The organism is Eubacterium sp. F2, from assembly GCF_046244355.1.
GTDB lineage: Bacteria > Bacillota > Clostridia > Peptostreptococcales > Anaerovoracaceae > Aminicella.
In genome coordinates this window covers 1,482,811-1,507,162 of record NZ_CP176393.1, presented here as the reverse complement: position 1 = coordinate 1,507,162, position 24,352 = coordinate 1,482,811, and the positions used below count along the sequence as shown (strand labels likewise).

General features: G+C 50.6%; 17 protein-coding genes. 5 read left to right on the top strand and 12 right to left on the bottom strand.

Features of this window, described 5'->3' with window-relative positions; genetic code table 11:
* Positions 1 to 19 precede the first annotated feature (19 nt).
* The 6 genes from ACI77B_RS06345 to ACI77B_RS06320 form a co-directional block, all read right to left on the bottom strand.
* Positions 20 to 1,072 (bottom strand): hypothetical protein, encoded by a 1,053-nt coding sequence (locus tag ACI77B_RS06345; protein ID WP_409336049.1) that lies wholly within the window; start codon positions 1,070 to 1,072, stop codon positions 20 to 22.
* The gene (locus tag ACI77B_RS06340; protein WP_409336048.1) at positions 1,072 to 1,386 is read right to left on the bottom strand and encodes a hypothetical protein; all 315 of its coding nucleotides are present in this window, start codon (positions 1,384 to 1,386) and stop codon (positions 1,072 to 1,074) included. Before ACI77B_RS06340 ends, ACI77B_RS06345 begins: the two co-directional genes overlap by 1 nt.
* Before the next feature lie 244 nt (positions 1,387 to 1,630).
* Positions 1,631 to 2,389, bottom strand: a complete 759-nt coding sequence (gene tpiA, locus ACI77B_RS06335; RefSeq protein WP_409336047.1) for a triose-phosphate isomerase — start codon at positions 2,387 to 2,389, stop codon at positions 1,631 to 1,633.
* Between the two features lie 162 nt (positions 2,390 to 2,551).
* On the bottom strand, positions 2,552 to 3,736 hold the full coding sequence (locus ACI77B_RS06330; RefSeq protein WP_409336046.1) for a phosphoglycerate kinase: 1,185 nt from the start codon (positions 3,734 to 3,736) through the stop codon (positions 2,552 to 2,554).
* Positions 3,737 to 3,794: 58 nt separating this feature from the next.
* Positions 3,795 to 4,814 carry a type I glyceraldehyde-3-phosphate dehydrogenase gene (gene gap, locus ACI77B_RS06325; RefSeq protein WP_409336045.1) on the bottom strand — a complete coding sequence of 340 codons (1,020 nt, stop codon included), beginning with the start codon at positions 4,812 to 4,814 and terminating at the stop codon, positions 3,795 to 3,797.
* A gap of 325 nt (positions 4,815 to 5,139) precedes the next feature.
* Complete coding sequence (locus ACI77B_RS06320; RefSeq protein WP_409336044.1) at positions 5,140 to 6,561, bottom strand: ISLre2 family transposase; 1,422 nt, start codon at positions 6,559 to 6,561, stop codon at positions 5,140 to 5,142.
* A 449-nt stretch (positions 6,562 to 7,010) separates the two neighbouring features.
* Here ACI77B_RS06320 and ACI77B_RS06315 point away from each other — a divergent pair, with 449 nt between their 5' ends.
* Together ACI77B_RS06315 and srtB are read left to right on the top strand one after the other, a co-directional pair.
* Positions 7,011 to 7,733, top strand: coding sequence for a GntR family transcriptional regulator (locus ACI77B_RS06315; RefSeq protein ID WP_409336043.1), 723 nt, complete (start codon positions 7,011 to 7,013; stop codon positions 7,731 to 7,733).
* Positions 7,730 to 8,488, top strand: coding sequence for a class B sortase (gene srtB / locus ACI77B_RS06310; protein ID WP_409336042.1), 759 nt, complete (start codon positions 7,730 to 7,732; stop codon positions 8,486 to 8,488). The genes ACI77B_RS06315 and srtB overlap by 4 nt, the downstream gene beginning before the upstream one ends.
* 270 nt (positions 8,489 to 8,758) lie before the next feature.
* Here the strand turns inward: srtB and clpB are convergent, their stop codons facing one another.
* The 3 genes from clpB to ACI77B_RS06295 all read right to left on the bottom strand — a co-directional run bounded on the left by clpB (position 8,759) and on the right by ACI77B_RS06295 (position 13,933).
* A complete protein-coding gene (clpB, locus tag ACI77B_RS06305; RefSeq protein ID WP_409336041.1) occupies positions 8,759 to 11,374 on the bottom strand; it encodes an ATP-dependent chaperone ClpB in 2,616 nt (871 codons plus the stop codon).
* A gap of 315 nt (positions 11,375 to 11,689) precedes the next feature.
* Positions 11,690 to 12,649 (bottom strand): 3-hydroxyacyl-CoA dehydrogenase, encoded by a 960-nt coding sequence (locus ACI77B_RS06300; protein ID WP_409336040.1) that lies wholly within the window; start codon positions 12,647 to 12,649, stop codon positions 11,690 to 11,692.
* A gap of 291 nt (positions 12,650 to 12,940) precedes the next feature.
* Entirely contained in the window at positions 12,941 to 13,933 is a 993-nt protein-coding gene (locus ACI77B_RS06295) for a bile acid:sodium symporter family protein (RefSeq protein ID WP_409336039.1), read from the bottom strand.
* 369 nt (positions 13,934 to 14,302) lie between these two features.
* On the opposite strand from ACI77B_RS06295, the gene ACI77B_RS06290 reads away from it, so the two are divergent.
* On the top strand, positions 14,303 to 15,961 hold the full coding sequence (locus tag ACI77B_RS06290) for a putative polysaccharide biosynthesis protein (protein WP_409336038.1): 1,659 nt from the start codon (positions 14,303 to 14,305) through the stop codon (positions 15,959 to 15,961).
* Between the two features lie 143 nt (positions 15,962 to 16,104).
* Here the strand turns inward: ACI77B_RS06290 and ACI77B_RS06285 are convergent, their stop codons facing one another.
* Complete coding sequence (locus ACI77B_RS06285) at positions 16,105 to 18,201, bottom strand: glutamine synthetase III (protein ID WP_409336037.1); 2,097 nt, start codon at positions 18,199 to 18,201, stop codon at positions 16,105 to 16,107.
* 245 nt (positions 18,202 to 18,446) lie between these two features.
* Complete coding sequence (gene asnB / locus ACI77B_RS06280; protein ID WP_409336036.1) at positions 18,447 to 20,027, bottom strand: asparagine synthase B; 1,581 nt, start codon at positions 20,025 to 20,027, stop codon at positions 18,447 to 18,449.
* Positions 20,028 to 20,680: 653 nt separating this feature from the next.
* Here asnB and ACI77B_RS06275 point away from each other — a divergent pair.
* Positions 20,681 to 21,655, top strand: coding sequence for an ROK family protein (locus ACI77B_RS06275; protein ID WP_409336035.1), 975 nt, complete (start codon positions 20,681 to 20,683; stop codon positions 21,653 to 21,655).
* Between the two features lie 159 nt (positions 21,656 to 21,814).
* Positions 21,815 to 22,396: a cupin domain-containing protein gene (locus ACI77B_RS06270; protein ID WP_409336034.1), complete on the top strand. Its 582-nt coding sequence runs from the start codon at positions 21,815 to 21,817 to the stop codon at positions 22,394 to 22,396.
* Positions 22,397 to 22,566: 170 nt separating this feature from the next.
* Here the strand turns inward: ACI77B_RS06270 and ACI77B_RS06265 are convergent, their stop codons facing one another.
* On the bottom strand, positions 22,567 to 23,529 hold the full coding sequence (locus tag ACI77B_RS06265) for a D-2-hydroxyacid dehydrogenase (protein WP_409336033.1): 963 nt from the start codon (positions 23,527 to 23,529) through the stop codon (positions 22,567 to 22,569).
* Positions 23,530 to 24,352: the final 823 nt, after the last annotated feature.

Genomic DNA, 24,352 nt, shown 5'->3' with positions numbered 1-24,352 from the left:
TGATTATCTCCTTACAGAACTAAGACAGTCTGCGGTTCAGCGCCTTTGCGGCCTTGTCCCAGGCGGCCTCAGACGCGGAATCCGTATGCTTTCTGAACGTGACATGCTGATTCAGCCGGGAAGACAGATATTTCGTGTATTTCTCCGCTCCGTTAATGTTCACATGCTTTGTGTTCAGAAAATCTGTACTCCAGTTCAGATTTATCTTACCGGTCATCTTTTTCGAATTAAAATCAATAAAGGTAAACCCCTTATCACGAATCATTTTCTCACAAGTATGAAGGTCTTTCTGATCAGATTCCGGAATCTCATACGGCGAAGACACGAAAATCACTTTCTGTTTCAATGTACTGCAGTAATCCAGAAGGTCTTCAAGGACCTCCTTCTTCTCTGCATCGAGCCTGCCTGTTCCAGAGACATACTCTGGCGGATTCACCGCATAGCGTTCTGTACTTGCCGAATCATACACGAATCCCATGCAGGGGTTCTGTTTCATCTTCGGATTCAGATCGGAAGTGGAAAGGTCATCGGACCAGCGGTTGTGATAGAACAGAAATGAAAAATAATAATAGCTCTTCTTATAGCTGATGTCCGCTCCTTCGGTCTTGAAATAGTTCAAGGCTGCATTGATCGCCCGAATCCGGTTCACCGACATCGGCATGGAGTCCGTAACCCTGCGTATATCCGATTCTTTCAGCGTCTTGGACGCTGATGCAATACTTCTGATATCGATCAGGATAACCTTCATATCCGGCTGTCTTTTCAGCGCATCCTTAATGATGTATTTCTGCAGAACGACCGGCTGCGATCCCGTGCTGAGATTGAAAATCCGCATGCCGTATTTCTGATAAGCCTGCGTGGAAATCCAGTAGCGGTAGACCGAACTGCTTCCGATATATACGCCGTCCAGCGAATTTTTCTTCTGCGCGTAGAAACTTGCAAAGGTCTGCTCCGCGTGCTTGTCATCTTTCATATCGAATACTTTCAGCAGATAGATGAACATTGCTGCGGCAAAAACAAAAAACAAGAGGACGAGCGCAATTGTTTTCTTGTGATTGAATAATCGTTTCATTAGAAATTCCTGTATACAAAATTACTTGACGAGTAGCCTTCTCCGTAAACACCGAAAATCAGAACTGCAGCCAGCAGTCCCAGAATCAGAAGCCAGCGGAGAGGAACCGCTTTTGCCGCCACGGATTCACGGATGGAAACTCCATTTTCCCGCAGAACAGACACCGTAAACAGCACGATAAAGGCCAAAAGCAGTACCAGCCATTCCTTTCCGGAAAGTCCCAGAGCGGCAAGCTGCGGACGGAACATGGCAATCTGTTTCGTACTGATGGAAAAGGTTCTCCGCATCATCCAGCAGGCAGCATCAGCGGCCAATTAAGCAGCCTGCAGAAACGGAACGTTCTATAATACAAAGGCAGTCTGCCGGATCAGACCAGCGGCATATGCATGCCCGGGACTGACGAACAGGGCCATACAAACAGCGGGCCGGGAGCATCACGCTTCCGACCCGCTGTTTCTGTCTGTTTTTCTTTTACGAATTCCGGCGCTGTTCTATCATGCAGCGGATTTCTGATGCATGCCGCGCTTCCCGGAGTTTCTGCTGCAAGTGAAACCTGTTCTATTTCGCAGCGTTCAGAATGGCTGCGAATTTCTCAGGGATCAGACTGGCGCCTCCAATCAGGCCGCCGTCGATATCCGGCTCAGCCAGAAGAGCCTCCGCGTTTTCCGGCTTCATGCTGCCGCCGTACTGAATGATCAGCTTGTCTGCAGCTTCCTGACTGTAAAGGGAAGCAAAGGTCCTGCGGATGAATCCGCACATTTTCTCCGCCTGCTCAGGACCCGCCGTCTTACCCGTTCCGATTGCCCAGATCGGCTCATAGGCGATAACAACCTTCTCTGCCAGTTCTTCCGGAATTCCCTCAAAATCTGCTTTAATTTCAGAAGAAACGACCTCTTCTTCTTTTCCGGCCTCTCTTTCATCCAGATTCTCTCCGACACAGAGAATCGGAATAATACTGCTTTCATTCAGCAGTTTCTTCAGCTTCTTATTGCAGCTCTCATCCGTCTCATGGAAATACTGTCTTCTCTCAGAATGTCCGATGATACAGTAATCCAGACCGATTTCCTTCAGCATCGGAAGAGAAACCTCACCAGTGAACGCGCCGGAATCCTCAAAATGCACGTTCTGAGCGCCTACGCCGACTTCTGTCCCTTCAAACGCCTTCTTTACGACCGCGAGATCTGTGAACGGCACACAAAATGCCATCTTTGCTTTCGAATGGATCTCCTGTTTCTTAAAGGCATCGGCAAATTCTGCTGCCTCCGCCATGGTCTTGTTCATCTTCCAGTTTCCTGCGATAAATGGTGTTCTGCTCATGATAATAACCTCCAATCCCGGCCTGGTTACACGCTTCTGAATTTCCAGTTTTTTCTGCAAACTGACCGATTGCAACAGACCGGTCCATTTATAAAAAGAGGCCGTTGCAGATTCTGCAACAGCCTCATCTATCACTCATCTGAAATTACTCTGCAGCAGGCTTTACTTATCCTCGATTACGGCAATTCCCGGCAGCTTCTTTCCTTCCAGGAATTCCAGAGAAGCTCCGCCGCCTGTGGAAATGTGCGTCATCTTGTCGGCCAGTCCTGCCTTGCGGACCGCTGCAGCAGAATCGCCGCCGCCGATGATCGTCGTTCCCGGGCACTCTGCCATCGCTTCCGCGATGCCATTGGTTCCCTTTGCAAAGTTGTCCATTTCAAATACGCCCATCGGTCCGTTCCAGACAACCGTTGCAGCCTTGCGGATCTTTTCGCCGTACAGTTTTACGGTTTCCGGTCCTACATCCAGGCCTTCCATGTCTGCCGGAATCTCGTTATATGGAACGATCTTGGTATTTGCGTCATTGTCGAATTTATCCGCGCAGACGATGTCTACCGGCAGGAGCATCTCGACACCGGCCTCCTTCGCTTCCTTCATGAGGGATGCCGCAAGCTCGACGCTGTCTTCATCCAGAATGGATTTTCCAACTTCGCAGCCCTCGGACTTGAAAAAGGTGTAGGCCATTCCGCCACCGATCAGCAGGGTGTCGACCTTTCCAATCAGATTGCGGATGACCGGAATCTTATCCTTAACCTTTGCGCCGCCCAGAATGGCAACGAAAGGACGCTTCGGGGACTCAACCGCATCTCCCAGGAATTTGACTTCCTTTTCGATCAGATAGCCGGATACAGCCGGAAGGTAATCCGCAATGCCTGCTGTAGAAGCGTGGGCACGGTGTGCCGTTCCGAATGCTTCCTGAACAAAAATCTCTGCCAGGGATGCCAGCTCTTTCGCGAAGGCCGGATCATTCTCTGTCTCTTCCTTGCGGAAGCGGACGTTTTCCAGCAGCATGACCTGTCCCGGCTTCAGCTCATCCGCAGCCTTTCTGACCGCATCATCGACAACCAGCGGGCTGCTGACGAACACAACGTCCGTTCCCAGCAGCTCAGACAGTCTGTCTGCAACCGGCTTCATGGTGAATTCCATCTTCGGCTCGCCCTTCGGACGACCCATATGGGACATCAGAATGACGCGCGCATCATGCTCCATCAGATACTTCACCGTCGGAAGAGCGGCGCGGATTCTGGAATCATCCGTAATCGCGCCGTCCTGCATCGGAACGTTGAAGTCGCATCTGACAATCACACGCTTGTTTTTTACATCAATATCTTCAATTGTCTTCTTCATTTTCTCTGTCCTCGCCTTTCCGCAACAGCTATGCTCTTCCCGCGCAGCTTCAGACCGATTATTTATGGTCTACAGAGTACATGTATTTAGCGAGCTCCAGGGCTTTGCTGGAATAACCAAACTCATTGTCATAGTAAGCAATCAGCTTGAAGAAACGGTCATTCAGCTGGATACCCTCGTTTGCGTCAAAAATAGATGTGCAAGGGTCTCCCAGGAAGTCTCCAGAAACGACCTGATCATCCGTATATTCAATAACCCCTTTCAGCTCCCCTTCTTCAGAAGCCTTATGAACAGCCTCGCAGATCTCCTCATAGGAAGTTGCTTTCTTTGTCATGACGTTCAGGTCAACAACAGAAACATCGATGGTCGGAACACGATAAGCGATTCCGTTCATCTTTCCCTGCAGCTCAGGAATAACCTTGCTGACAGCTTTTGCCGCTCCAGTCGTTGTTGGAATAATATTTCCGAAGATGCTGCGGCCTCTTCTCCAGTCCTTCTCAGACTTCGCGTCGACAACCTTCTGCTTTGCCGTTGCAGCATGGATTGTGGACATCATTCCGTACTCAATTCCAAAGTTATCGTTGATGACTTTGCACAGAGGCGCCAGGCAGTTCGTGGTGCAGGATGCGTTGGAAACAACGTCCATATCCGTTGTATAATCCTGATTGTTTACACCGAATACGAAAGTCGGAGTTTCTTCGTCCTTAGCAGGTGCGGATATGATGACTTTCTTTGCGCCGCCCTTGAGATGACCCTTTGCCTTCTCGGTTGTTGTGTAAGCGCCCGTGCACTCGATTACGTACTCTGCGCCGCACTCACTCCATGGAATGGCAGTAATATCATTCTCTCCGTATACCGGAACCTTCTTTCCGTCGATGACGAGTCCGTTCTCATACTTATCCAGCGGCTTTGGGAATCTGCCGAATGTCGAATCGTAACGAAGCATGTACAGCATGTAATCCAGATCTGCATTTCTCTTATTAATTCCCGCGATCTCGATTTCCGGCATGCTCATAGCCGCACGAAGAACGACTCTCGCAATTCTGCCGAATCCGCTGATACCAATTTTAATAGCCATTATTGCCTCCTATGGTGTAATAAAAAATCAAAACGCTGCGTGCTCCTCCTGCAGAGGGCACAATTCAAGTATAGTATATCATTACCTGAATATTATTTCAATCCTGGAAAACCCAGCGATGGTGTCAAGAGGTAGTGGGAGTTTTTGTTGACAGATCTCCAAGCTTTTTCTGCGAGCTGTACGCAGCCTATGCCTGGAACGCCTCCCGGCTCCCTTCGCGCATGCTCACGCTTCCGACTCCGCCGGCCCTCTCCGGGCCGTCGATCGTCTGGCAGCGAGGCGCTCAGAAGTCCATGCATAGGCTGCGTTACAGGCTCACGCTCAATCAGCTTAGCAGGTCTCTTGCCACTCCACAGCTCTTGATCAGCATCTGGGTTCCGGAAGCTCCATCCATGACAAAAGGCTCTCCTTCAAAAATACTCCAGTCATGCAATTCCTCTTTCGCCTGTTGAATGACATGATCCGCATATTCAGCGTATTTCTCCCGAAGAACGTTCTCAGCTTTCTCCTTATGCAAATCCTCTGCTTTCAGTTCGCCGCCATTGATCAGGTACACTCTGATATCGCTCAGCCTCCCAAGCCCTTCATCGCTCCATCCCTGCGGCTCACGGCTAAACCGTTTCGACAGAATATGACTGACCAGTCCTTCTGTGCAGCTTCCCGGCATATCTTTCTTGAACCGGTTCACGATTGGCTTCCAGTTTCCGTTCAGATAGACGCCGAATCGGTTGACTTTTTCTGTCAGCCTCTTGTCTTCCTTCGCGTCATCCAGCAGTTCCTGTATGCATCGATCGGCTCTGCTTCGATCATTTTTTTGCACGGCGTCCATGATCACCGTTTTCACTCTTCTCTTTGGAAAACTGCCTGCCAGTGACCGCAGGGCCTTCTGGAAATGAAACCCATCCATAACGTGAACAACATTGCCAAAATCGTCCAGTCCGTTCCTGATCCAGTTTCCGCCGTCTCCGTGAAGCACGATCTTCTCCAGCACATCCATGTCATATTTCTTTTCGATGAACCCTTCTACGGTCTTCCACAAACGTCTGGTATTGAAATTCTCATCGACAAAGCTCACAGGCTCTACAGTCGCATTCCGATGGGTACCGATCGGTCGTATTCCTTCTGTTACGGTCACCAGCGGAACAATCCTGCTCCGCTTTCCCGGCTTCTTGCCTGCTTTCTGCATATGCACGTGGTCCTCATCAGCAAAAACATGGAGCACACTGACCTTTCGTTTCGCCTTCGGCACTGCGGCCTCTGGAACATTCACTTTCATGATGCAGTTCCTCACTGTCTGTCTGCTCAGTTCGCCTCCCGTCACGATATCAGAACTCTTCGCATAGGATACGTAGGCTGCATGCTCGGCCAGCCACTTCCCTATAACCCGGTCGACGCGTTCATACTTTGGTAGGCCGAGGATCTCATCCAGAAGGAATCGATGCTTCCCGCTGTTCTTGTCATAGTAATAGCTCCGATCGATTCCGATCGCGCCGAATTCTGTGTAGATCGTCCGCTTCCTGTCTCTGGCTTTGATCGTGAATCCGAGCTGTTTTCTGCCGGCTTTGTCATTTCTCAGTTCCTGATCGAGCCCCTCCGCAGCTGCACGGATGAACCTGGCGGTCGTTTCCTTGCAGTATCTCATGAGCTTCGCGCTGGTCTCTTCCCATTTCATTCCTTCGTGAGGTTTTAATGTTTCCAGAATATTTTCCAGGAATTCCGTTGCGATTTCATGTATAATAGATGCCATAGGGATCTCCTTTCGAGTGCATAGATGTAATTGTTTCACTATTATCTTAGCACTTGGAGATCCCTTTTTCAGTTTCTAAAACCCCACTAATACTTTACACCCTCCCGCATTTCGATGGTGTCAAGAATCAGTGAGGCGGTAAAAGACATCCAGAGTTGATTGAAGGTGAGTCTGTAATGCAGCCGGATGCGTGGACTTCTGAGCGCCTCGCTGCCAGACGATCGACGGCCCGGAGAGGGCCGGCGGAGTCGGAAGCGTGAGCATGCGCGAAGGGAGCCGGGAGGCGTTCCAGGCATCCGGCTGCATACAGCTCACAGAAAAAGCTTGGAGATCTGTCAGCGAAAATCCCACTGTTTCCTGACACCATCGCCTCCCGGCGATCTTCCTTGACATCAAAACCTGCCATCTGTATAATTATAACAGATTGTATACAATGTAAAGGAGTATCTATGTCTGTACAGCAATACCTTGAGGGAAAAAAAGATTCCAATCAGCCCTTGTCCAATAATCTATACGCCAAACTGCAGGAAGACATTCTGACCGGACGGATTAAAGCCGGAGGAAAACTGACGGAGCAGCACATCTGTGAAAAATACCGGGCCAGCCGCACGCCGGTCCGGGAGGCTATCCGTCAGCTGGAGGCCGAAGGGCTGGTGCAGCTGATTCCCAACCGCGGCGCCTTTGTCATCGGACTGACAGAAAGAGATATCTCTGACATTCTGATGATGCGCAGCTCTATGGAGGTGCAGGCCGCAGACTGGGCGGCAGAGCGGATCAGCGATAAGGAACTGGATCAGCTGACGGAGATTTATGAATACATGGTCTTTTACACCCATAAGGGGGACATCGAAAAGATGCGCAGCATCAACGCGGCCTTCCACAAGATTATCTACCAGTCCTCCCACAACCGCATTCTCCAGCGGCAGCTGAACATGTTCCAGACCTACCTGAAATTTGCGGCGCCGGACCAGTACACCCTGGAGAGCCTGAACGATATCCTTCTGGAGCACCGTGCCATTTACAGCGCGATCATGACCCATGATCCGGCGGCAAGTTCACTGGCCATGAGGAACCACCTTCAGCTCGGGGCAGAAAGGAACCATGCTGCTTCCCCTGCACATGAACAGGCAGAATCCGGAGCTTCCGTCTCAGGGAGCGTGGAACAGCGATGAACAGACAAAGGAAGAATAAACAAGGCCGCTCCGGGAAAGTATTTCTGAACATCCTGATCATCGTTCTGCTGGTCGTGATGGCCGTCAGCGGCATCCAGCTCGGCCGGGCCTGGTACCGCTACCACACAGGTACAAAGGCCTATGAACAGATCCAGAAAACGGCGGGAACAGACGGCAGCAGCGCGGGAAAATCCGATTCCCCGGACTGGGCGGTTCTGCAGAAGAAATATAAGGATATCAAAGCCTGGCTGAAACAGGACGGAACGGTCATTAACTACCCGGTTGCCCAGGCAGATGACAACCAGTATTATCTTTACCGCCTGATCAGCGGAAAATGGAATGTCAAAGGAAGCCTCTTCATCGACTTCCGAAATAAACACCCCTTTCAGGATTTTCTTACCGTCATCTACGGCCACCGGATGAAAGACCACAGCATGTTCTGGCACATCGCCGATTACAGAAAGGCTTCCTATTATTCCCGGCATCCGGACATGATGCTTTACACCCCGGACGGGAACTATAAGCTGAAAATTTTTGCAGCCGCAACCATTCCTGCCTCCAGCCCGCGATATCAATTCAATTTCAAAACAAAAAGGGATAAACAGGAATATCTGAACTGGATCCAGAAGAAGACCGTACTGCATACGAATGTAAAGGTCTCCGCAGAAGATCACATCGTCATGCTCAGCACCTGCACCTATGAATATCACAACGCCAGAGCCGTTGTTTTTGCGAAGATGCTTCCGGTAAACTAATAGCAGAACAGTATCGTCCAAAGCCCATTGAACCGTAGAAAAACAAGGCCGTTTTCCGCCGCATTCTCTGTGCCGGGAAACGGCTTTTCCCTGTCCGGAAAACAAAAGAAAAATGAGACCGCCTGGCGGCAGCCTCATTCTCCAGCTTTTTTAATGGTCGGGCAAAAGGCCCTACACCAATATTATATCCATTTCAAAGGGAATTACAAATTAATTTTTTCTTTTTCCCTTTTAAGTTTTCTTCAGATCTGTGTATACAGGTCAGAAGATTTATTCTTCATTCACAGGATCCAGTACATTGAAGGTCAGCTTTCCGCCTTCTTCATCGATCGTGATCTGGCTTCCGTCGATCACATCACCGGAAATGATCAGCTTTGCCAGCTCATTCTCAACGTGCTTCTGCAGATACCTTCTGACCGGACGGGCACCGTAGTTCGGATCGTAGGATTCATGTGCAATGAATCTGCGTGCGTTTCCGGTAAGCTCCAGATGGATTTCCCGCTCTGCCAGGTGATCCTCCAGTTCCTTCAGGTTCAGATCGATGATGCCGCCGATCTGCTTCTCGGTCAGAGGGCTGAATACGACGATGTCGTCGATACGGTTCAGGAACTCCGGCTTGAAGTACTGATGCAGCATTCCGGTTACCCGTTCCTTTACCTCAGGGTCGATGGTTCCATCCTGGTTGATGTTGTTCAGCAGTTCCTGGCTTCCGACATTGGAGGTCATGATGATCACCGTGTTCTTGAAGTCAATGGTTCTGCCCTGGTTGTCTGTCAGGCGGCCATCGTCCAGCAGCTGCAGCAGCAGGTTGAAGACATCCGGATGTGCCTTTTCAATCTCATCGAACAGAACGACACTGTAAGGACGTCTGCGGACGGCTTCGGTCAGCTGACCGCCTTCATCATAGCCGACATACCCCGGAGGCGCTCCGATCAGTCTGGAGACGCTGTACTTTTCCATGTACTCGGACATATCGATACGGATCATGTTCTTCTCATCGTCGAACAAAGCTTCCGTCAGTGCCTTGGCCAGTTCTGTTTTGCCGACTCCGGTTGGCCCCATGAAAATGAAGGAACCGATCGGGCGGTTGGAATTCTTCAGGCCGGCACGGGCTCTCAGGATGGCCTCGGAAACCGCTTCAATTCCTTCATCCTGACCGATGACTCTCTTATGCAGGATTTCCGGAAGATGCAGCAGCTTGTTTCTCTCGGTCTCGACCAGCTTGGAAACCGGAATTCCGGTACGGTCTGCAACGATTTCCGCAATCTCGTTCTCGCCGACTTCCATCTTCAGAAGCTGGCTGTCCTTGCTGTTCGCAACCTTGTCCTGCAGCTCTTTCAGCTGGGCTTTCAGTTCAGGAATGGTGCCGTTGACCAGTTTTCCGACCTGATCCCAGTCACTTCTTCTCTGTGCCTCTTCACTCTGGTGCTGTGCCTGATCCAGCTGTTCCTTCACGCTCTTGATCTGGTCGGCAACAGAACGCTCGCCGCTCCACTGGGCGGTGATGGCCTTCTTCTGATCTTCCAGATCAGCCAGTTCCTGATTCAGTTTCTCCAGACGGTTCTTCGCACTTCTGGTATCTTCCTTCTTCAGGGAACTCTTAGCGATGTTCAGTTCCGCGATACGGCCCTTGATCTCTTCCAGCTCTCTCGGCTCACTGTCAATTTCTGTACGGATTCTGGCGGCAGCCTCATCCATGAGGTCGATGGCCTTGTCCGGCAGGAAGCGGTCTGTGATATAGCGGTCAGACAGTTTCGCGCAGGCAATCAGCGCGTCATCCGTGATTCTGACGCCCTTGTGGTAAATCTCAAAACTGTCTTTCAGTCCTCTCAGGATTGCAATGGTATCTTCTACCGTCGGCTCTCCGATCATGACCTTCTGGAAACGACGCTCCAGCGCCTTATCCTTTTCCATGTACTTTCTGTACTCATCCAGCGTCGTCGCGCCGATGCAGTGCAGCTCGCCTCTTGCCAGCTTCGGCTTCAGCATGTTGCCGGCATCCATGGATCCTTCCGTCTTTCCGGCGCCGACGATGGTATGAATCTCATCGATGAACAGAATAATCCGTCCCTCCGATTTCTCAATTTCCTTCAGAACCGCCTTCAGACGCTCCTCGAATTCACCTCTGTACTTGGCGCCCGCAATCAGTGAACCCATATCCAGCTCAAAAATCGTCTTATCTTTCAGTGTATCCGGCACATTGCCCTCGTAAATTCTCTGGGCCAGGCCTTCTACAACGGCGGTCTTACCAACACCCGGCTCACCGATCAGCACCGGGTTATTCTTGGTTCTTCTGGACAGGATCTGGACCATTTCACGGATTTCCTTATCCCTTCCGATGACCGGATCCAGCTTGTTCTCCTTTGCCAGGTCCACCAGATCGCGTCCGTATTTCTCCAGCGCATCGTAGCTGTCCTCCGGCGTGTTGCTGGTGATTCTCTGGTTTCCGCGGACCTTCATCAGCTCCTTGAGGAAGTTATCCTTTGTCACACCATACTGCTGAAGAATCTGCGCGGACGGTGTGCCGTGCTCCTCAAGCAGAATCAGATACACATGCTCCGTACTGACATACTCATCCTTAAACTTCTTAAACGCAAGGTTCTCCGCCTTCGTAAACAGCTGATCGCTGCGGCGTCCCAGATAGACATTATCCGCGTTTCCGGACACCTTCGGCATTTTATTCAGTTCAGCGCCGAGACTGCTCTGCATGGCCGTCACATCCACATTCATGTTCTTCAGAATGCGGTCGACCGTCCCCTGCTCGTCCTGCAGCAGAGCCAGATGAACATGTTCCGGCATCAGTTCCTGCTGGCCGTATTCCAGTGCCAGCTGCCGTGCCGATTCTACTGCCTCCTGCAGTTTCTGCGTATACCTCTCAACCTTCATTATCCTTCACCTCTTTAATTACTCAAGCGCAGTTCCGCGGAGCTTCTGCCTCGTTTTTTCTGCTCTCTGCTTTCATTATACCCACTCCATTCCAGAAGTAAAGACTTTTTTGGCACTCATTTCGATAGAGTGCTAATATTTTTTGAACAAAAGGAAAACCGCCAGGGGATCATCCCGCTGACGGCATTCCGCATTCGATTGATTCAGTTGAATATAGTAGATCCCGGCTGAACCGGTAATCTCTCCATTCCATCCGGCCGCCCCAATGCCGGAAGCATCGCTGATCGCTTTACAGTCCCTTCCGGGACCAGGGGCTTACTGATACTTATAGAATCCCTCGCCGGCATTCATTCCGGTCTTTCCCTGCTGGATATAGGACTCCAGCAGTTTTGCGATCCGGTTGCTCATGGTTCCCGGCTCGGTTGCGTCCGGCGCATTGCTTACAATATTATATGCCGTCTGCAGTCCGACAACATCCAGGATGCGGAACGGTCCTACCGGCGCGCCTGTTCCCAGCTGCCAGGTCTTATCGATTGTTTCCGGATCAGCGACTCCCTTTACCAGGAGTTCTTCTGCCGCATTCAGGAAAGGAACAAGCAGGCTGTTCAGGATGTATCCCGGCTGCTCTTTATGGAGCTGAAGCGGAATCATGCCGATACTTGCTGCAAACTCTACGACACGCTGGTAAACTTCCGGATCAGTTCCCGGATGCCCCATGACTTCTGCCGTGTTGTTCTTCCAGATTTCATTGGCAAAATGAAGGGCAAGGAATTTCTCCGGCCTGCCGGTATCCTCTGCAAACATGCTTGGGAGCAGGGTGGAGGAATTGGTGCAGAGGATAGTCTTTTTCGAGAGAAGCGGAGCCAGACGTTCATAGAAATCTTTCTTCTGCTGCGGGTTCTCTGCCATAGCTTCAATGACAATATCCGCTCCGCGGACGGCTTTCGCGAGATCTGTTTCCAGACGGAGATCTGCATAGGCTGCTTCCGCCTGCTGTTTCAGCGCATCAATGCTTTCCGGCGTTGCCTTGCTGAAATCATCGATCAGGCCTCTGGCATACAGTTTCGGTCCAAGAGGCTGTCCGATGAGTTTCTTCTGCTCTTCCAGTGTCTCCTGGTAAACCTTGCGAAGATGCTCCAGCTTTGGACGTGCCCTCTCAATGGAGCCTTCACTTCTCAGCCAGATCGTGACATCGTATCCCTTATATGCACTCTGATAAGCAATCTGACTTCCCAGGACACCGCCGCCTGCTACTACAACCTTCTTCATTCTCATCTCTGACATCTCCCTTCTATCGGATTCCGGAACATCGTTCCGGAGAAATTTCTAAGTTTTGTTTACGTTCATGAACATTTCCCTTGTCTATATTATACATCATTGTATTGATTTTGAAACAATTGATATTTTATTAACGAAATCTTTTTATTCTTTGTTCAACTGATGAAATCTAGCCGTTTTAAGTGATTGACGAGTTTTTAACACACAAAAAAATACGCGTAAAATACAAAACGCGTATTTTTTCTCTCAACTGTTAGTTTTTTCACAAGGAAGCCAGGAGGATTTCCGTTACGATTCTCTTTTATCCGCCGATGCAGCTCTCAATTCCTTCCGGCTTCTTTCCCGGAGAATTTTGCCGAATCTGTGCCCCAGGATTCCTGCCAGCATCTGCTGGAAGAGGGTTCCCACCAGAACCGGGAAGATTGCGCCGCCCGGAAAATACTGCGCTGCCAGAACAGCTCCGACTGAAATGTTGCGGATGCCGCCGCTGAAGATCATGGTTGTGGCGTTCGGAACGCTCACACGCATGAGAATGGTAATGGCGAACATGACAAAATACGCAAATACAATGATGAACAGCATGAACAGAAGAACCAGAAGGTAGAGCGGCTTCAGGTGCAGCAGATAAGGCGCGACCTTGGTGCTGTTCAGGGTCATGACACAGATCATGGCAATTCTGGCAAAGGGTGTGACCTTAGGCCGCAGCGTCTCCTTCGCCTTCCCGTGGGTCAGCTGATTCAGCGTCAGTGCCAGAAGCGACGGAATGACGATCATGATGATCATACTCCTCATCATCGGCCAGGCCGGGATGTGAACCACGGTGCCGAGAATCATCGACAGCACTACGGGAAGCAGGAAGGGTGAAACGAGGGTGTCCAGAACCATGATGGACAGGGACAGCGCCATGTTTCCGCCATACAGCTCCGCCCAGGTCATTCCCATCATGCCGGCCGGCACAATCTGCTCGATGACAATTCCCGTAACCAGGTGCATATCATTGTGGAAAAAGATCATGCCGAGAAGGTAGCCCAGAACCGGCATCAGAAGATGTAAAAACGCGAGGACCACGAAAACAGGCAGCGGATGGCGGCCGACGTCTTTCAGGGCCTTGAAATTGGAGCCCAGACTGCCCTGGAAGGCCATCACCATGAAGAAATAGGCGGCGAGCCACTGGTAGTCTGAAAACCATCTGGACACCAGAACGCCCAGCAGGACACAGCTCGGCGCGACGAAGGTGATATGCTTCTCTATAAATGAATTAAAGGAATACAGATATTTCATTGATTTTTTTCCTGATTTCTGATAGATTCTCTTAGATACATGCTGACGCAGGCCTGGAAGGCATCAGATCCTGCCCTTCAGGCAATATGTGTCTATCTTACCACGCTTTTCATACGGCCAAAAGAAAATGACGGCGATTTTTCGCTTCCCGCTGTATTTTCTGCCGGAAACGGTGAAAAGTCACAAAAAATTCATATACGGATGCGTCATTCATGGTATAGTAGAAATTCGGTAAAGCGGTCTGCCTGAAGAATGCGTACATGCATTCAAGCAGGGGCTTCTGCGGAATAAGGCTAACCTGACCTCCCGGCCCGGACCGGGGAGACCTGCCTGCCAAAACTGTTTCTCTGAGAGTAATAAGGAAAACATATGTCTAGAAAAAATTCAGCTGTCGGCGGCGCCGCAATACTGGCCGCCGCGGGAATCATCGTTAAACTTCTCGGATTTGCATTCCGTATTCCTCTGACCAGATGGATCGGCGCATCCGGAATGGCGGACTACACACCGGCATACGACGTGTACAGTCTGCTCCTGATCGTCGCTACATCCGGTATCCCGGTTGCGATTTCCAAGCTCGTATCGGAACGCTGCGCAGTCGGAGAATATAAGGAAGCGGGACGAGTCTTCCACATCGCGCGTCTTCTGATGTGGGGCATCGGAATCACCGGATTCCTGATCCTCTGGTTCTTCGCAGACCCGATCGCAAAAGCCATCGGTATTCAGACTTCCGCGCTTTCTATGAAAGCAACCGCACCGGCGCTTCTGTTCGTCCCGATCATGTCTTCTTACAGAGGATTCTTCCAGGGTCTGCAGATCATGCAGCCGACGGCGCTGTCGCAGATTGCCGAGCAGATCGCCCGCGTCATCGTCGGACTCGGCGCCGCCTACCTGCTCTTTAAAGGGATGATCCTTCCAAACTCTCTGAACGAAGGGTATACCGGTATTGAGGCTCTGCGTCTGAAGGGAGCTGCAGGAGCCTGCCTGGGCGCGTCCGCCGGAGCACTTGCAGGATTCCTGGTTATGATCTGGATCCGCTTTATGTACCGCCATATTCTGGCACGCAAGGCCGCAAAAGATCACAGCACCGTCCACGAATCCGGAAAGAAGATCCTGAAGCGCATCATCTGGATCGCCTTCCCGATCACACTGGCCGCCTGCATCATGCCGATCGTCAACCTGATCGACGTTGCCATCGTCCAGAACCGTCTTACCGGAATGGGCTACAGTTATGAAGCCGCAAAAAACCTGTACGGCCAGCTGACCTCCATGGCGGCTCCGATCATCAGTTTCCCGCTGGTTCTGATCCAGGCCCTGACTGCTACGATTGTTCCTATGGTTTCCAGGTCCTGGAAACTGAAGAATCATGATCTCCTGGAGCGCGACTGTATCTTCGGTTTCCGCGCCTCCCAGCTGATCTCTCTGCCATGTATCGTCGGCATGATCGTCATCGCACAGCCGATCCTGATCCTGTTCTACGGCGATCAGGCACGGCGCGCTCCGGCAGCTGCATCCTGTCTGCAGATTTACGCCATCAGCTTCTTCTTCCTTTCTCTGGTCAGCATCGCCACATCAATGCTCCAGGGTCTGGGAAAGCAGCATATTCCGGTCATCAACCTGTTCATCGGAATCGCGCTGAAAATCTGCATCACCTGGACACTCACCGGCATTCACGCCATCAACGTCAGAGGCGCCGCCATCGGAACAACCTGTTCCTACTGTCTGGCTTCTATCCTGGACATCATCGCACTGAAGCGCATTACAGGAGTAAAGCTCGAGCTTGTCCGGAGCCTTGGAAAGCCGCTGATCGCCTCTCTCGTCATGGGTGCTGCGGTTCTCGGAACCAACTTCGTCATGTATAAGCTGACTTCCAGCCTGTACCTGAATACCATTGTGGATATCCTCGTCGGCATGATTGTTTACGGATTTATGACACTGGCCGTACATGCCCTGAACGAAGAAGAAATCGCCCACATGCCGCATGGAGACAAGATCCAGCGCATAGTGGACAAGTTCACAAAGAGAAAGTAAAAGGAGTTAATAACAAGCTGTTAAAAGGCATCAGCCGGATCTCTCCGACTGATGCCTTTTTCATAAGCGGCCGCAGAACGGCGGCCGGCTTCTCTGTCAGGAAACACCTGAGATGTATCCCTTATATAAAGATCTTTCTTCTATTAACGCTCGCTGAACAGCAGGTCGGAATAGGTCGGGAACGGCCATGCCTCCTTGTCTGTCAGAACTTCCAGCTGGTCTGCGTATTCGCGGACTTCTGCCATTGCAGGAAGTACGGAATCGTGGAAGTAGAACATGGCTTCCTTATCTCCTTCCGGAGCGGAATCCAGTGTCTTTTCCAGTGCGGAAGTCTTATCTGCCAGCTTGTCGGTCAGATCGCCCAGATCCTTAACCAGCGTGGACTCGTAGGATGCAGATGCACCGGCGCCCTTCTTCAGCTCAGCTCTCTTCGCAACCTTAGCGGCATAAGCGGAAACTGCAGGCAGAATCTGCTTCTTTGACATGTCGACCATGGTTCTTCCCTCGATATTCAGAACGGCTGCGTAGTTCTCCATGTGAACAGCTCCTCTGGCATCCATCTCTTCCTTCGTGTAAATTCCGTGGCGGATCATCAGGGCCTCGTTCTTCTCGGAAACATATGCCGGCAGAGCCTCTGCGGAGGACTTCAGGTTAGCAAGACCTCTCTTCTCAGCCTCTTCAATCCACTCGTCGGTGTAACCGTTTCCATTGAAGATGATTCTCTTATGCTCCGTGAATACACGCTTGATCAGGGAAGACAGAGCCTTCTTGAAGTCGTCCGCCTTCTCCAGTTCGTCAGCAAACTGATCCAGCTCGTCTGCCATCATGGTATTCAGAACGATGTTCGGTCCGGAAATGGACTGGGAAGATCCCAGCATACGGAACTCGAACTTGTTTCCGGTGAATGCCATTGGAGATGTACGGTTTCTGTCGGTGTTGTCCTGACGGATTTCCGGAAGGACATCAACGCCGATTTCCAGTGTCTTCTTCTTACTGTCGTGATAGCTCTTGTCATCGTTGATCAGTGCGTCGACTACAGCCGTCAGATCGTCTCCGAGGAAGATGGACATAACTGCCGGTGGTGCCTCCTGAGCGCCCAGACGGTGATCGTTTCCGGCAGAAGCAACCGTTGCTCTCAGGAAGTCCTGATACTCATCTACGCCCTTGACAAAAGCTGCAAGGAACAAGAGGAAACGGGCATTCTTGCTCGGCGTCTTGCCCGGCTTGAACAGGTTCTCGCCGGAATCGGTGGACAGTGACCAGTTGTCATGCTTACCGGAACCATTAACGTACTCATATGGCTTCTCGTGAATCAGGCAGACGAATCCGTGACGGTCTGCAACCTTCTTCATCAGCTCCATAGCCAGCTGGTTGTGGTCACATGCTGTATTGGCATCGCTGTAGATCGGCGCCATCTCATGCTGAGCCGGCGCAACCTCGTTATGCTTGGTCTTGGAGAGGACACCGACTTTCCAGAGCTCTCTGTCCAGGTCTTCCATGAAGGCAGAAACTCTCGGCTTGATCATTCCAAAGTAATGATCCTCCATCTCCTGCCCGCGCGGCGGCTTTGCTCCGAACAGTGTGCGTCCGGCAAGACGCAGGTCCTCTCTCTGGTTGTACAGCTTTTTGTCAACAAGGAAGTACTCCTGCTCCGGTCCTACCTGTGCGGTCACGCGCTTCGTCTCTGTGTCTCCGAACAGACGCAGGATGCGGACTGCGGAATTGCTGACTACTTCCATGGAACGCAGCAGCGGCATCTTCTTATCCAGCGCTTCTCCAGAATAAGAGCAGAAAATAGTCGGAATGTACAAGGAATCTTCCTTGACGAATGCGAAGGAAGTCGGGTCCCATGCTGTATATCCTCTGGCTTCAAATGTGCTTCTCAGTCCTCCTGAAGGGAAGGAAGAAGCATCCGGCTCGCCCTTGACCAGTTCTTTTCCGGAGAACTCCATGATGATCTTTCCGCCGCCTGTCGGACGGATAAAGCTGTCATGCTTCTCTGCAGTAGCGCCTGTCATCGGCTGGAACCAGTGGGTGAAATGTGTAGCCCCCTTGGAAACTGCCCACTGTTTCATGGCCTCGGCGATTTCATTGGCCGTTGCCAGGTCCAGTGTCTTTCCCTCAGTTACGCACTCTTTCCAGGCCGTAAAGGAAGCCTCGGAAAGCTCTTCTTTCATTGTTTCCTCGTTAAATACCATGGAACCGAACAGTTCCGGCATCTTTTCAAGATCTTTTTCCATAAGGTTGGTCTCCTGTATTCCTTTATACAATAATTGAAATGGTTTTACTGAGATGTTTCAGCGGATTGTTTCTGCGTCCTCAGGGAGGATGCGGAAAACTATTCCCTCCTGTTCTGTTTCTACTTATCATTTCTCTGTACCCTTTCCCGATTTTCTGATGGACAATGTCTGTCTTTATCCTTTCCGGGCCGGCGGCTTCCCTGTTTCCGTCAGCCTGTTATATTCTTGCTTTTCTGCTTTTGTCCCTATTTACCGCTTGCTCCGTAGTTGCTGAGTACTCTCGCGGACGGATCATCGACGTTGCAGCCTTCCCATGAACGGTTCGGCATCCAGTAATCCTGGATCATCTGTGCCTGTCCCGGGTAGTATTTCTCGAAGATCTCACGGTAGAGCAGGCTTTCCTTGGTAAACGGACGGCAGTAGGTATATCTGCTGCTCAGGCGGCGGAACTCGTCGTCGGTGTAGCACTGCTCGGCGTACTCTTTCAGATCGTCAACCATGGAATGGCCGACTGCATCGGAGAATGCGGCTTTCTGTCTCCACAGAATGTCGTCCGGCAGGATGTGATCCTTCTCGAATGCATGGCGGAGCAGATATTTACCCATCTTATAGTGGTTCATCTTCATGTCCGGATCGATGGACAAAACGTACTGGACAAAGTCAGTATCGCCGAATGGCACTCTGGCCTCCAGTGAGTTTACAGAAACGCAGCGGTCTGCACGGAGAACGTCATACATATGAAGTTCGTGAACACGCTTTACGGATTCCTGCTGGAAGGCTTCCGGTGACGGAGCGAAGTCCGTATATTTATATCCGAACAGCTCATCGGAAATTTCTCCGGTCATCAGAACTCTGACATCTGTTGTTTCGTGAATCTTCTTGCAGCAGAGGTACATGCCGAGGCTGGCTCTGATGGTGGTGATGTCCCAGGTTCCCAGAAGCTTGATGACTTCCGGAAGTGCGTCCAGGACGTCTTCTCTGGACATGTAGAAGGATGTGTGATCTGCACCGATGAAGTCGGCAGCTTCCTGCGCGTACTTCAGGTCGATCGGGTCGCTTTCCATGCCGATGGCAAAGGTTCTGATCTTGCGTCCCAGGAGCTTGGCGCTGATTGCGCAGACCAGACTGGAGTCCAGTCCTCCGGAAAGGAGGAATCCCAGCGGTGCGTCTGCGTCCAGTCTTTCTTCTACAGAATGGATGAGCTTGGCTCTGATCTGCTCGCAGACGGAATCGAGGTCGTCCTTAACCACGGATGTTACATGTGTAATTTCTAAGTAGGAATGGAATTCTCCGTCCTTGTAGTAATGTCCCGGCGGGAACGGCTTGATGCGCTCGCACATGCCTTCCAGGTTCTTCGCCTCGCTGGCAAATACGATGCCGCCCATCTTGTCATAGCCGTAATATAAAGGACGGATTCCGATTGGATCTCTGGCGGCGATCAGTTTATCCTGACGTCCGTCATACAGAATCAGCGCGAACTCGGAACCGAGCTCTCTGAACATGTCTGTTCCCAGTTCGTTGTAAAGCGGGAGAAGGATTTCACAGTCGCTTTCGCTGACAAAATGATATTTTGAATCGAGTTTTTTCTTAAGCTTTCTCCAGCCGTAAATTTCGCCGTTGCACACGATGGAGTCAGATCCCAATGTGAATGGCTGCATGCCGGATTCATCCAGACCCATAATCGCAAGTCTGTGGAATCCCAGGTATCCGGACGGCGTCTCCATGAAACGCGTCATGTCAGGACCTCTGGATTTGGTTCTCTGGAAGAACGGCTGAATCTCTTCTGGGCTGTAAGTCTTTTTCTCAAAACCGATAATTGAACACATAATAAAAACACCTCCGGATATCACATGCAGCTCGTCCTAAAACGTTAGGACGAATAGCTGCTATCCGCGGTGCCACCTAATTTATCATACGCTGTACGCATGATCCCTTTCTGAGTTCTATCAAACCCGTGTGAAATAACGATCACAACTCGTATCCCTTACTGATCATCCGTCCTCATTCTCCTTACTGATGTCGGAGAACTGATAAATGACGTTCTGTTCAAAGCTCCTGAGTGTTCTTCACGAAGCGCCTGCGTCAGAAGTTCTCACTATCCTTCCATCACTGTAACCGGCTTTCAACGCTACTTTTCTCAATCAACGCTGTGTTATATTTAATTTATGCACTTACTATACCCCTGATTTTGTTGGGCGTCAATAGTTTTTATTAGATTTTTTGTGTATAAATGGCAATTCATTTATGATATCGGAGGATTTATGTATCTACAAACCACACGCCGGCTGCGCCAGACAGTAAAAAAAACATGATCTGCATGACGCAGAAGCATCTTTTTTCCTCTATATTCCGGTAGAAGTCCACTGCAAATCAGCGTATAATGGATTATGCAGGAATAAACTGAAAAAGCAAAATACAATCCTGACGAGAGCCATTCTGAACACGCTCTCGGACACCGGAATTTATGAGGGCAGAAACCATGAGACATCCCTATATTCTTGCCGTCGATCTCGGCGGGACATTTATAAAATTCGGTCTTTTCACGGATAAAGGAGAATGTGTTTACCAGTGGAAAACGGAAACCATGCTGGAAAACAGCGGTGATTTCATTCTGACGCAGATTGCGGAGGAAACCGAAAAGACCTTTCACTATCTTCAGCTTCCCCTGTCTTCTCTGGGCGGAATCGGCGCCGGTGTTCCCGGTCCGGTCATTGGCGGAAAAGTCATCAACCGCTGTGTAAACCTGGGATGGGGCGTTATTGATCTCCGGGAACAGTTAGGCAGTCTGCTGGCTCAGAAAGGCTTCGGCAATGTGTACATTCAGGCGCTGAACGACGCCAATGCCGCCGCGCTGGGTGAATATTACGACGGCGCGGGAAAGGACTACCGGGACATCGTCCTGGTCACACTCGGTACTGGAATCGGCTGCGGGATTATTCTGAACGGCCATCTGCGGGAAGGCGCATTCGGCGGAGCCGGTGAAATCGGACACTTCCTGATGAACACTTCAGAAAAGGAATACTGTGGATGCGGAAAGCGCGGATGTCTGGAGCAGTACGCGGCTGCAGGCGGAATCGTCCGCCGCGCGGAAAAACAGATGAAGCTGTCAGATACCCCTTCGCTTCTCCGCCATCTTCCGGACCTGACCGCAAAGGATGTTCTGGATGCCGCAAAGGAAGGGGATCCCTTCGGCATGGATGCCGCAAGATATGCGGGAGAAATGATCGGAAGGGCTCTGGCTTACATCTCCGGAGTTGTTGATCCGGACGCCTTCCTGATCGGAGGCGGAATTTCTGAAGCAGGAGAAATTATTCTTCAGCCGATTAAAGAATCGTTCTTAAAGAACTGTTTCCACGCATCCAGAGATGCAGTCATCCGGACTGCGGAACTGAAAAATGAGGCCGGCATCCACGGCGCTTTCCACGCTGTACGCCTTGCCCTCGAGGAACGCTGAACCCGGAAAGACATACGATAATCATGTGAATATCACTGTACTGTGCATCACTGCGGGGGCGGTTATCGGGGCAGCCGTCCGTGTTTCCTCTGCAGTTATTTTTTGTCCACAGAGAAAACGTATCCGCAGAATGCAGCAGAAGGAAGGACTCCAAAACAAATGAAAGAAGGAAAAGATATCGAAAACATCCAGGTCGGATCCCGCCTGAAAAAGCTCCGTGGAAAAAGGAAGATGAGCATTGCTGCACTTTCCGAGGCTTCCCAGGTCAGCACCGGCCTGATCAGCCAGATTGAGCATGACAAGGTAGTTCCGTCGGTAGTAACACTTTGGCGGCTTTCTCAGGCTCTGGAGACCAGTATTTCCTACTTCTTTGAAGAAGCAGAGGCGCCGGCACATCACGTACTGAAAAAAGGCTCCCAGCGCAGGCTGATTACGGACAAGGGCCATACTGAGTACACACTCTACACCCCTTCCGATCCGACCCGCACGCTGGACATGTGCAAAGTCTGTATTCAGCCGGGGCAGAGCATCGAGAAGGACTCTGTGGACCTGGTTTCCCACGAAGGCGAAGAATGCGGCGTTGTCCTGGAAGGCGAGCTGATTGTGCGTATCCGCGATCAGGAAATTATTCTGAACGAAGGAGACAGCATCACCTTCAAGTCCACAGAACCGCATAAATACCTGAATCGTTCTGACAAACCCTGCATCTCCATCTGGAGCATGACGCCAACCTTCTTCTAGCAGAAGCTGGCGCTGCATGCAGCCTGAACCCGAGGAAAAACAAAAAACTGCCTGCTCACAGTGTCCGATATGGCACTGTGGACAGGCGGTTTTTATTGCAGTATTTCATGTATGAATGACCGCTGAATCAAATCAGACGCAGGATTCCTTCCCGGATTCCGATACAGCCATTAATATCCGCGTGTCCGGTCTACAATATTGTGCATCGGCTCTCCTGCCGCATAGCGTCTCAGATTGTCGCAGAAAAGCTCAATGCAGCGGTATGCCGTATATCCCAGCGTCATATTTCCGGAAATATGCGGGGTCAGAATGCAGTTTTCCGCATTCCAGAGCGGATCATTTTCCGGAAGCGGCTCCGGCGTCATAACGTCCAGCGCAGCACCGGCAATGGCTCCGCTGTTCAGCGCCTTCACCAGGGCCTCCTGGTCGATCAGGCTTCCTCTGCCTACATTGATCAGGCAGGCCGTTTCCGGAAGTTCCTGAAGCTGTTTTTCTCCAATCAGGCCTCTCGTTTCCGGGGTGTCCGGAACGCAGCAGATCAGAATGTCTGTCTCCGGAAGATAACGGTCAATCTGGCTGCTGGAATCAACGCGGGTAAAATGCTCTCCCGCCGGATGGCCGCTGTGGTTCAGTCCGGTGATCTCACTGGCTCCCATGGCAGCCATTCTCGCAGCCGTCTCTTTTCCGATATCCCCGGTCCCGAGAATCGTCACGCGGCTTCCTTTGATCGAGCGGATCTTCAGTCCGCCCTTCCATTCTTTCTTTTCCATATATTTCTGATACTCTGGAAGGCGCTTCAGCAGCATCAGAGTAACCATGATGATGTGCTCAGAAATCGTCACCCCATAGGCACCTGCGCTGTTGGTCAGAATCTGGCTGTCATCGGTCATCACGCCCGGCTTCAGATACGGATCCACACCGGCATTCGTGCTGGCGATCCATTTTGCCGCCTTTGCCTGCGGAATCAGCTGCGGCGTGCGGCAGAGCAGAACTTCACAGTCAGAGACTTTTCCATCCGCTTCCTCCGGCAGATCATACAGCTCAACCGAGAAACCGCACTCCTCCGCGGTTTTCCGGATCATATCCTTCTCCTCTTCCGTCGCAAAATCCAGAACCCCTACTAATTTTCGCATATTCATTTCCTCCAAATTGATGTTTCATTTCTGTCAGAAACTGCCTGCCGCCTCACACAGCTGCAGATAATTTTCTATACTCCAGAACATTATATCATCAACTCTCGGAAATCATCCAGAATATCGCTCAGTCAGTTACGAACATTCCCGATCTCTTCCACGATTTTGTGTGGAAAACCACTTTTTCATTCCGGACAAAAGCTGCAGACAAGTGTAAATCCTGTTTATCCTCACCACCCACCAGATCTTGTTGCCGAATTTTCATCACCAACTATACCTAGTTGCTGCGGATAACTTCCGTGCATAACTTCCTCCGCCGCTGGCTGGATTATGCATACACGGCGTATATTCTTGCAACTTTTCAGAATTTGCTTTCTGGGATTGAGAACAAATCACTGTGGAAACTTTTACAGTGGAAAATGAGAATCCTCTTCCCGAAACCCAATAGCGAAAACAGTTTCTCCACATTTATCCATCTGTTTACCAAACGAACAAACTTGATTTATGCACATGCAGAAAAATGTGGATAACTTTCTATTGACAATCTGAACTTTCCGTACATAATATTGAAATTTCAACGATAAGTCCATTTACATCAATCCACAACTTCCTGTTTAAGAAATTGTATACGATTTTAATTGTCCATGTGGAAAAGGCTCAGGACCGCCTGAATCAAGGCATTTCGATGATGTTGAAAAAGAAGGCGGAAATCGCGAACAGAAGTTTACAATATCAGGTTACCGTGCATATAATTTTACATCCGTAAATTTTTATCGGGAGGATGAGTATGCATATTATACATTTTAATGTATAAACGATGTTT

Coding starts and splice junctions, on each gene's coding strand:
- ACI77B_RS06265 (WP_409336033.1), bottom strand. CDS start 23,529: ATGCGAAAATTAGTAGGGGTTCTGGATTTTGCGACGGAAGAGGAGAAG.
- clpB (WP_409336041.1), bottom strand. CDS start 11,374: ATGAAGGTTGAGAGGTATACGCAGAAACTGCAGGAGGCAGTAGAATCG.
- ACI77B_RS06270 (WP_409336034.1), top strand. CDS start 21,815: ATGAAAGAAGGAAAAGATATCGAAAACATCCAGGTCGGATCCCGCCTG.
- ACI77B_RS06315 (WP_409336043.1), top strand. CDS start 7,011: ATGTCTGTACAGCAATACCTTGAGGGAAAAAAAGATTCCAATCAGCCC.
- gap (WP_409336045.1), bottom strand. CDS start 4,814: ATGGCTATTAAAATTGGTATCAGCGGATTCGGCAGAATTGCGAGAGTC.
- srtB (WP_409336042.1), top strand. CDS start 7,730: ATGAACAGACAAAGGAAGAATAAACAAGGCCGCTCCGGGAAAGTATTT.
- ACI77B_RS06330 (WP_409336046.1), bottom strand. CDS start 3,736: ATGAAGAAGACAATTGAAGATATTGATGTAAAAAACAAGCGTGTGATT.
- ACI77B_RS06285 (WP_409336037.1), bottom strand. CDS start 18,201: ATGGAAAAAGATCTTGAAAAGATGCCGGAACTGTTCGGTTCCATGGTA.
- ACI77B_RS06345 (WP_409336049.1), bottom strand. CDS start 1,072: ATGAAACGATTATTCAATCACAAGAAAACAATTGCGCTCGTCCTCTTG.
- asnB (WP_409336036.1), bottom strand. CDS start 20,027: ATGTGTTCAATTATCGGTTTTGAGAAAAAGACTTACAGCCCAGAAGAG.
- ACI77B_RS06320 (WP_409336044.1), bottom strand. CDS start 6,561: ATGGCATCTATTATACATGAAATCGCAACGGAATTCCTGGAAAATATT.
- ACI77B_RS06300 (WP_409336040.1), bottom strand. CDS start 12,649: ATGAGAATGAAGAAGGTTGTAGTAGCAGGCGGCGGTGTCCTGGGAAGT.
- ACI77B_RS06290 (WP_409336038.1), top strand. CDS start 14,303: ATGTCTAGAAAAAATTCAGCTGTCGGCGGCGCCGCAATACTGGCCGCC.
- ACI77B_RS06295 (WP_409336039.1), bottom strand. CDS start 13,933: ATGAAATATCTGTATTCCTTTAATTCATTTATAGAGAAGCATATCACC.
- tpiA (WP_409336047.1), bottom strand. CDS start 2,389: ATGAGCAGAACACCATTTATCGCAGGAAACTGGAAGATGAACAAGACC.
- ACI77B_RS06275 (WP_409336035.1), top strand. CDS start 20,681: ATGAGACATCCCTATATTCTTGCCGTCGATCTCGGCGGGACATTTATA.